At 37.7% G+C, this 9,743-nt stretch carries 9 protein-coding genes; 2 read left to right on the forward strand and 7 right to left on the reverse strand.

What is annotated here, in order from left to right; genetic code table 11:
- Positions 1-1,004, forward strand: a 1,004-nt coding sequence (locus tag I6E24_RS13770) for a Stealth CR1 domain-containing protein (RefSeq protein WP_235329111.1), incomplete at its 5' end; no start/stop codon positions are given.
- 114 nt (positions 1,005-1,118) lie between these two features.
- On the opposite strand, the gene I6E24_RS13775 is transcribed toward I6E24_RS13770, so the two are convergent.
- From I6E24_RS13775 to typA, 7 genes are all read right to left on the reverse strand, one after another.
- Positions 1,119-2,168: a galactofuranosyltransferase gene (locus I6E24_RS13775; protein WP_235329112.1), complete on the reverse strand. Its 1,050-nt coding sequence runs from the start codon at positions 2,166-2,168 to the stop codon at positions 1,119-1,121.
- Between the two features lie 25 nt (positions 2,169-2,193).
- Positions 2,194-2,979, reverse strand: coding sequence for a glycosyltransferase (locus tag I6E24_RS13780; RefSeq protein WP_235329113.1), 786 nt, complete (start codon positions 2,977-2,979; stop codon positions 2,194-2,196).
- 84 nt (positions 2,980-3,063) lie between these two features.
- Positions 3,064-4,656 carry an ArnT family glycosyltransferase gene (locus tag I6E24_RS13785; protein WP_235329114.1) on the reverse strand — a complete coding sequence of 531 codons (1,593 nt, stop codon included), beginning with the start codon at positions 4,654-4,656 and terminating at the stop codon, positions 3,064-3,066.
- A 2-nt stretch (positions 4,657-4,658) separates the two neighbouring features.
- Positions 4,659-5,297 (reverse strand): lipid-A-disaccharide synthase N-terminal domain-containing protein, encoded by a 639-nt coding sequence (locus I6E24_RS13790; protein WP_235329115.1) that lies wholly within the window; start codon positions 5,295-5,297, stop codon positions 4,659-4,661.
- 14 nt (positions 5,298-5,311) lie between these two features.
- The gene (locus tag I6E24_RS13795; RefSeq protein ID WP_235329120.1) at positions 5,312-6,043 is read right to left on the reverse strand and encodes a glycosyltransferase; all 732 of its coding nucleotides are present in this window, start codon (positions 6,041-6,043) and stop codon (positions 5,312-5,314) included.
- A gap of 91 nt (positions 6,044-6,134) precedes the next feature.
- Positions 6,135-7,175, reverse strand: a complete 1,041-nt coding sequence (locus I6E24_RS13800) for an NAD-dependent epimerase/dehydratase family protein (RefSeq protein ID WP_235329116.1) — start codon at positions 7,173-7,175, stop codon at positions 6,135-6,137.
- 146 nt (positions 7,176-7,321) lie between these two features.
- On the reverse strand, positions 7,322-9,124 hold the full coding sequence (typA, locus tag I6E24_RS13805) for a translational GTPase TypA (protein WP_235329117.1): 1,803 nt from the start codon (positions 9,122-9,124) through the stop codon (positions 7,322-7,324).
- Between the two features lie 161 nt (positions 9,125-9,285).
- On the opposite strand from typA, the gene rpsO reads away from it, so the two are divergent.
- The gene (rpsO, locus tag I6E24_RS13810) at positions 9,286-9,555 is read left to right on the forward strand and encodes a 30S ribosomal protein S15 (RefSeq protein ID WP_235329119.1); all 270 of its coding nucleotides are present in this window, start codon (positions 9,286-9,288) and stop codon (positions 9,553-9,555) included.
- The last annotated feature ends 188 nt before the right edge of the window (positions 9,556-9,743 follow it).

Genomic DNA, 9,743 nt, shown 5'->3' on the forward strand with positions numbered 1-9,743 from the left:
ACCCTATAAAGATGGATATAGATTTTGTAGTCACTTGGGTTAATATGGATGACCCAAAATGGCAAGCTGAATTTGCTAAATATTCGGGTAAGAAAGAGAATACAAAAAATGGAGTGTCAAAAGCCAGATTCCGTGATTATGGTTTTCTTAAATATTGGTTTCGTGGAGTTGAGAAATTTACTCCATGGGTAAGAAAAATCCATTTTGTCACAAGTGGACAGAAACCGGAGTGGCTTGACGAAAATAACCCTAAAATAAATTTGGTCAACCATAAAGATTATATTCCTGAACAGTTTCTGCCTACATATAATTCTGTCGTAATTGAACGGTATATACATCGAATTCCTGGTTTGGCAGAACATTTTGTCTATTTTAATGATGACTTCTATATAATCAGTCCTACAGGGAAAGATCGTTTCTTTCGTAATGGTTTACCTTGTGATATTGCTACATTTCTTTATAATCCTTCATGGTCCCAATGGTATATCAGAATAAAAAATAATATGAGGATAATTAACCGTTATTTTGACAAGAGGGAAGTAATGGCCCGCGATCATGATAAATGGTTTCATCCTAGTTATGGTTCTCGTGCCCGTTGGAATTATATTCTTAAACCTTACGGTAAATTTATCACTTTACGTACACCGCATAATGCTCAGCCATATTTGAAAACTACTTTTGAAGAAGTATGGGCTGTAGCAGGTAAGGAACTTACTGAAACATCAGTAAATAGATTTCGTGCGCTGAACGATTATACACCTGAGTTATTCAGAACTTGGCAGATATGTAGTGGAAACTTTGAACCATATAATACTTATAGCGATACAAAAATGTTTCCTTTGATGGTTAAGCCTAAACAAGCAGTAAAGGCAATATATAATCAGTCATATAAATTAATATGCCTTAATGATAATGTCCATATACGAAATTATGAACAAGTCATGGAAAGTTTAAAAAATGCTTTTGAGTCAATTTTGCCTGAAAAGTCAAGTTTTGAGCTTTGATTTATAGGATGTAAATAACAAATCCAAGTCTCTGGTTATTGTAATCTGCAGGTTCTTACATGGTAATTTTATAAGAACCTGCAGATGGATAAAGTTTTACAGATTTATTATATATTACAAAGACTGTAGTTTTGAACAGACATTGGAAATAGCTGTCTTGAAATAATAACCTTCCGATATCTGTCTACTAATTCGTTGTACGTTATTGCACATTTTTATATATTCATCCTTGGTCACATCTGAGTAGATTTTGTTGATGTCACGTAATGAATCTACACATATTCCTATTTCATTTTCTTCTACAAATTGTGCCATTGCAGCTTTACGCCATATTATGATTGGTAAGCCACATCTAATATATAATGATATTTTATGTGGGGTGTTAATTTTAAGGTATTCTCCCCAATCTCCATCGCAACTATCAATATCTCCACCATCCCAAACAAGTCCAAAGTCTCCCTCTGCACAGCTGATTAATTTATCAGGTATCATAAATCCTTTCATGTCAAACTTATCAGGACATGTGGCAGTAGATTTATCGAACCCTTTTCCATAAACATTCATAGTATAGCTTTCCATATAATTGCCTATATCATATAAAAATTTGTTTTTGATACGTGCAAGCTGTCCTGCATAAGTAATACTATGTGATGACCACTTTTCTTTTCTGTCGGGACATTGTGACTCAGAGAGGAAGTCGAATATATTTAATGTAACTATAATTTTTTGTCTGTTATATCCTCTAAAACCATTATTACATAGCCATTCTTTCATTGTGGGATTATGACATATAATGGCATCAGACATGTTCATTAAGGCTATTTCTTTTTCTATTGAATTTCTTTTTTTACGGAAACATTCTAAATCATGGATTATCGTAATAATATCTGCTTTACGTAAATGAGCTAGAAAACATAATAGACGATAGTATTTTACAGGGTATTGTAAAATTAGTATATCTCCTCTTTTTATATATATAGGTATTCTTAAAACAGTTGTTAAAGTTTGTATGAAGTGTGATAAACGGTTTTTACTTACTGCTTTATGTTTACCGGTTGGAACAAAACCAGAGAAATCCATTATTCGTTCTATATCAATCCTGGCTTTACTACCGGCATCATTAATACGTTTGAATTTGTAGTTTTTGGGTAAATAGTATATCATAATAAAGATTTAGATTATTATTTATTTAGAAATCGATTTTTTTCTTTATGTGAGGGTATTCTTTTAATATAGCCATCAGTGAAGCTGAATTTCTATCAACTCCGGATTTAAAATTTGTTGTTTTAAGTGATAAATTGCGAGGCTTATTCAGACTTTTAGGCTTATTATGACCGAAAGGTACAGGTATTACAGGTATATTGTTAGCAACTGCAGCTGCCCAAAACCAGATATCATCTGTTGTAGGTGCTATTCTGGTAAATAAACTAATGTCCAACATTTCAGATTTTAATGAATGTGGTGGATATAGAACGCCTCCTACTCCAGTTTGTATATTTCTGAAGTCACAATGTATCTTTTTAAAAAGGAAATTGTACCATCTATACTTTTTCCATTTGCGATATGGCTTTCCAGGTTTCATTAGTTTGGCCCTGTGGGCTAAAACTGCATTAGGATGCTGTGTATGTAAAATTAATAAATCACGTAACATATTTTTATGATATGCTACGTCATCATCAACTGTTACAATTACTGCGTCAGGAAAGTCTGACAATGCAGGAATTAGTTTTCTATAAGAACGAATGTCTTTGTCGTAGTTTCGTATTTCAAATATAGGATTATTTTGCGATAGATTCAGTAACTCCTGTGGTATTCCTTTCTCTCCAAACTGTGAGAAAGTTAAGTAAAGGATTATTTTGTCTGGAAGAACAGAACCATTGAGGATTGATTCTACAGCTTTTTGTGCATATGGTATTGCAGCTGGGAATGAGGTCATAGATACTATGACTTGCTTTTTTAATACATTTGAATCCATAATACAAGAGTTTTTTGAACTATGGCAAAGATATATTTTTTGGTGAATATATTATATAATCTTTTATATTTTATAATATGACTTTTACTGTATTCTCACCAAAACATATTTACCATCCAGTATTTCAACCTGCTCTTTGCCGTCGATATATGGTTTTATATTTTCATCTTCCTTGTATCTTCCGTCTAGAATCAGAAGGCTGTTATTGATGTTCTTCAGTGAGTCTGCTTCATGGCGTGAGTAAACGGTAAGTCTGTCCGGGAAATATACATCCATGTTTTGGGCTCTCCATACCCCAAGTGTTGTAACTCCTGAGACATTCCATTCCTTTTCTTTCTCCTGAGCCTTACGGCATAATTCTCCATATCCTATTTGTGGATTGAACTTTGGCATAGCAAAGCCCGCTACAAAAGCTGTTATCAGGAAGCCGGAGCAGAAAGTCACTATTGTCAGTTTGATGTTCCTGTTTTTCCATGCCATAACTATTGTTACTATTCCTGTTGCGGTAAGCAGTATCGAGCATACCATAAGCAGTGGAGATGTGATTTCAGGCATAAATCTTGCCGCTACTATATAAGTTGGCAGTGCCAATAGTATTACAAATCCCGGGAAGCTGGCTGCAAAAGCTTGCCATTTGTTCCATTGTAGCTTTTCCATGCACATCAGACTCAGATAAGTCATAAATGGGAAAATAGGAACCAGATATATTGCCAGTTTGCTTCCGAAACAGGAAAGCATTACGAAGGTTGACAATATTTCTATGACAAACAGTTTTTGCAAATCGCTTTTGAACATCCTGTTTTTCATGCCCCAGATAATATTTCCTACATAAAGGAATGTCCATGGCGCTACTCCATAACTCAAGTATATGATGTAGAAATAGAATGGATGTTTGTGTACTGAGACTTTTACCGAACGGCTTACAGTCTGTCCTACAGTAAGATTATAGAGATATTCGCTTCCTGCTTCCACCCATACCATCACGAACCATAAAGCGATACCTCCGATTACTATGCTCCATACCTTCCAGTTCCAATAGCGGAAAAATGTTTTTCCTTCCTTTTTTGTGATAAGGAAAACCAGAGAAGTCATCAGCGGTATCAATATGCCCATGAATGCTTTTGAATAGAATCCCAAAAGAATGTATATACCGAAAAGTATCTGATGGCGTTTGAAACTTCCTTCTCCGGTGTACATACGGTAGAATTCTCTTAGGGCAAGTATGATAAACCATACCATAAGCATATCCATACGTAGTACCATGGCCGTACCTACAAAGTATCCTGTAGTTATAAGCAGTAGGGGGGCTATATTTCTATATTCTTTTCCAAGTTCCTTGCCACACCATCTATCCATGGTGTATATACATCCCAGGGCAGGGATTATTGAGAACATCATGAGCTGCCATATATGATATTCGCCTGTTATCATCTTGCTTATCATAAGCAGCCAGAAATAGAATGGCGGTTTGTCACTGTATGGCTCACCGTTGTTTGTCAGCATGAACCAGTGTCCGTTTCTGATTGCTTCATCTGCAATGCTGATGTATCTCAGTTCGTTAGCCGGAGTAAAATCGCGTAAGGCACTTATTGGTATCAGACAGATAAAAATAAACAGCATCCATTTCAGAAAGCTTATGCTGTCTATTTTGTCCGTAATGTTTTTGACATTGTACATCTTTATTTATGTTCTAAGTTTGCTGATTTGTTTTTTCTTACTCCCAGGATTATATTCCTTATATATGCTATAAATCCCACAGACTGTCCTAAAATGAGTACAGGGTCAAGGCGGAAAATACCATAGCTTACTATAATACTGCTGCCAATGAGACTTATAATCCAGAATCCTATAGGCAGTTTCGACTCATGTTTGTGGTATGAGTATATCAACTGATATATAAATCTCAGTGTGAATATAACCTGTCCTGCCGAGCCGAATACGAGTAGCCATATTGGAATATCCTCGTTTTTGAAGAACTGGCTTATAAACTGTTCTGGCGATTCCAGAAGGAAAGCACAGGCCACTACAGGGGTTATGAAGAGTATTATTCTCAACAGGATATTGATATTTCTCCATATTCCTTTTGCGTTAAGATTCCAGATATAGATATAATAGGAAATGATTTGTCCAAGTATTATCGAGAAATCATCCCTGCACCATCCGTATATAAACAAGAGGTATGATCCGGCAATACTAAGTACCCAGAAGATAGAAGGGGATACAATTTCTTTGGCTTTCTCCGACAGTATCCATTGTACAAGGATTCTTGCCGAGAAAAATATCTGTGCCAAAAAGCCTATTATATATACAATTGTCATTAGGAGCGGTTTAGTTAGATATTGTTTTCTTTAATATGGTAGTTTATGTATCTGTGTTTCATCCATCTGTAGGCAAAGCAGTCCTTAAATGGAGATATAAGTCTGTTCCATAAGTTGAATTTTGATTTTCCTGCCACTCTGGGGAAATGTCTTACAGGGATTTCCTTAAAGCATCCTCCGTCCTGAAGTAATATAAGCGCAGGAAGGAATCTGTGCATTCCTGTGAAGAAAGGAATACGCTTTGCGTAGTCTGTATGGAGAATCTTTAGCGGACAGCCAGTGTCAGTTGCGCCGTCGTGTGTCATCATCCGTCGGAAACTGTTGGCTATCTTGGATTGCAGACGTTTGAAACCTGAATCTTTTCTGTTTGCGCGGATACCCATCACCAGTTTAAAGTCATTGATATATTCAAGCAGCAGGTTGAAATCGTCCGGAGCAGTCTGCAAATCGGCATCAATATATCCTACATATTTTGACTGCGCTGTGTCAAAGCCTGCTTTTATGGCTGCGCTAAGTCCTGCATTCTTAAGAAAACTGATATAGAAGAAATCGTTGTGCCTGCTGCAGATATCCTGTATCCCTGCCATACTGTTATCTTTTGAACCATCGTTTACGAACAGGATACATGCCGGACACTTGGCAATGGCTGTAAAAGCCGACAGTTTTTCTTCCAGCATTTTCATGTTTTCTTCTTCGTTATATACAGGCACTATGACTGTCAGGTCATAATCTGCTGTCTTGTTGATAGCAAGTAACTCTTGCGCAAATTCTTTCATAATGTAGTGTGATTAGTGATTTTGCAAAGTTATCCAAAACTTTCAGAAAACAATTATCTTTTTATTCTTTTAAAGGGTTGCTCTCTGATTTATACCATTCAATAAACTTTGTGATGCCTTCGTGAAGGCTGATTTGCGGTTTGTATCCGGTTTCATTTTCCAGTTTAGTGGTGTCTGCATATGTCTGGAATACGTCTCCCTGTTGCATCGGAAGATATTCTTTGATAGCTTCTTTACCCAAAGCCTGTTCCATCTCTCTGATGAAGTCCATAAGTCTTACCGGTTCCGAGCAGCCTATGTTGTATATCTTGTATGCAACACCGTTTTCGCATTCTTCTGCTTTCGGGGTGTTGTTTATCACACGTATCGTACCCTCTACAATATCGTCAATGTATGTAAAGTCTCTGCTTAGATTTCCGTTGTTGAATATTTTGATAGGTTCGTTTCTGGATATGGCTTTTGCAAAAAGCATAGGGGCCATGTCAGGGCGTCCCCACGGGCCATAAACAGTGAAGTATCTTAATCCTGTAACAGCAAAACCATACAGCTTGCTGTAGGCATGTGCCATCAGTTCATTCGATTTCTTGCTGGCGGCATAAAGACTTACCGGACTGTCTACCTTGTCTTCCTCAGAGTAAGGAGTTTTTGAGTTCAGGCCGTAAACAGAGCTTGATGAAGCAAAAATGAGATGTTTCACATCATAGTTTCTGCATGCCTCAAGTATATTAAGGAAGCCTACTATATTGCTGTTAAGATAAGAATACGGATTGGTTATTGAATATCTTACGCCGGCCTGTGCTGCAAGATTCATTACTTTGTCGAATTTTTCCTTTTCAAACAGTTTATCTATTGAATCCTTGTCGTCTATTGACATCTTTATGAACGAGCAATTATTTACAGTCCCACTTTGCACCTTTTCATTATAGATGTAAGAATCGTCAGGAACAGCTATTCCACATTCTTTTAACCTTGCAAATTTTAGACGCACGTCGTAGTAATCATTTATTTCGTCAATGCCTACTACTGTTTCACCTCTTTTTGCCAGTTGGTACATTAATTTTGATCCAATGAAACCTGCAGCACCTGTAATCAAGATTTTCATAATTGCTTTGTTTTTTTTGATGTGAATCCTTAACTGATAGGATGATGATTGTTTTTCAGATATAAAATTCAAGGATTGTCAATAATAACAATTCCATTGGACTTATGATATGTCCAATGGAATTTGTTTATGTTCTTTATTGTTTATCAGTTCTTGTTTGCACGCTTGCGTTCTGTTTCGTCAAGGATAATCTTGCGCATACGCATACTCTTAGGGGTTACTTCCACGTATTCGTCTTCCTTGATATATTCCAACGCTTCTTCAAGTGAGAATATCACAGGAGGGATGATACGTGCCTTGTCGTCCGAACCGGAAGCACGCATGTTGGTAAGCTTCTTCGATTTTGTCACGTTGATTACCAGGTCGTTTTCGTGTACGTGTTCACCTACTACCTGTCCTGCATAGACCTCATCCTGCGGATAGATAAAGAACTTACCTCTATCCTGAAGCTTATCTATTGCATATGCAAATGCTGTACCCGATTCCATAGCTATCATTGAACCGTTTGTACGGCGGTCTATCTCACCCTTATATGGCTGGTATTCCTTGAAGCGGTGTGCCATGATAGCTTCTCCCTGCGATGCAGTAAGTACATTTGTACGCAAACCGATGATACCGCGTGATGGCATGTTGAACTCAATGTTTACACGGTCGCCCTGAGTTTCCATTGATGTAAGTTCACCCTTGCGTCGAGTTACCATATCAATCATCTTGCTTGAGAATTCTTCAGGCACGCTGATTGTAAGTTCCTCGATAGGTTCGCATTTTACTCCGTCTATTTCCTTATAAATAACCTGTGGCTGACCTACCTGAAGCTCGTAACCCTCGCGACGCATTGTTTCGATAAGTACAGACAAGTGGAGCACACCACGTCCTGAAACAATCCATTTACCGTCTTCGTTCTCAGTCTTTCTCACGCGGAGAGCAAGGTTCTTGTCAAGTTCTTTCATCAGACGGTCGTGAATGTGGCGTGATGTCACAAACTTACCTTCCTTGCCGAAGAAAGGAGAATCGTTTATGGTGAAGAGCATGCTCATTGTTGGCTCGTCGATAGCGATAGGGGCAAGTGGTTCCGGATTTTCGAAATCGCAGATTGTATCACCGATTTCAAAACCTTCAACACCTACTATGGCGCAGATGTCACCAGATGAAACAGATTCCACTTTCTTGCGTCCAAGACCTTCGAAAGTATGTATTTCCTTTATCTTTGATTTTACTAATGAACCGTCACGTTTGGCAAGAGTGATGTTCATTCCCTCTTTCAATGTACCTCTGTGTACACGTCCCACAGCGATACGACCTGTATAAGATGAATAGTCCAATGATGTGATAAGCATCTGTGGAGTTCCTTCAAGAATTTCTGGAGCAGGGATATACTTGATAATAGCATCCAGCAGCGGAGTGATATTGTCTGTAGGAGTTTTCCAGTCTTCGCCCATCCAGTTGTTCTTTGCAGACCCGTATATTACCGGGAAATCAAGCTGGTCCTCAGTTGCGTTAAGGCTGAACATCAGGTCGAATACCATTTCGTGTACTTCTTCTGGACGGCAGTTTGGTTTATCTACCTTGTTTACAACTACAATTGGCTTCAGTCCTATCTGAAGAGCTTTTTGCAGTACGAAACGTGTCTGTGGCATAGGACCCTCGAATGCATCTACCAGCAGGATACAACCGTCTGCCATGTTCAATACGCGCTCTACCTCACCACCAAAGTCGGCGTGTCCAGGAGTGTCTATGATGTTGATTTTAGTACCCTTGTAATTGATTGATACGTTCTTTGAAAGGATTGTTATACCTCTTTCACGTTCCAAATCGTTGTTATCCAATACCAGCTCACCGTTTGTCTGGTCTCCGCGGAACAGGTGTCCCGCCAGCATCATCTTGTCCACTAACGTTGTTTTACCGTGGTCAACGTGGGCAATGATGGCAATGTTTCTAATGTCTTGCATACTATATACCTATATATTATTGGCTGCAAATTTACTATTTTTCGTTGAAAGTTACTCAAAAATGCGGAAAAAAAGGTGTAAGATTTTTTGTCTAATATAAAGATTGTTAGTATCTTTGCACCCGCAAATCAAATTTATACATTTTAAAAACAGTCAAAATTATGTATTTAGACGCAGCTAAAAAACAAGAAATCTTTGAAAAGTACGGAAAGTCTAACACTGATACTGGATCAGCTGAATCGCAGATAGCATTGTTTTCATACCGTATTTCTCACCTGACTGAGCACATGAAGCTCAACAGAAAAGATTATAGTACTGAAAGAGCTCTTACAACTTTGGTAGGTAAGCGTCGTGCTTTACTTAACTACCTGAAGGATCGCGACATCGAAAGATATCGTGCTATCGTTAAAGAGCTTGGCTTGCGTAAGTAATTATTACTTGCTGCACGGAAATTTAAAAATGGGTTATCTCCTGTATTAAAACGGGTGATAACCCATTTTTTTAAACGTCCTGTCGTTTGATTAAATGTCTTGTTATTTTAATTTAAACGCCGAGGCGTTTTTTTATTAATATTATCTTTGCTAATAGCATGTTCTCTGTTATTGGGATAATATATGGA

Origin of the sequence: Bacteroides caecigallinarum (assembly GCF_021530995.1) — a bacterium.
Classification (GTDB): domain Bacteria; phylum Bacteroidota; class Bacteroidia; order Bacteroidales; family Bacteroidaceae; genus Phocaeicola; species Phocaeicola faecigallinarum.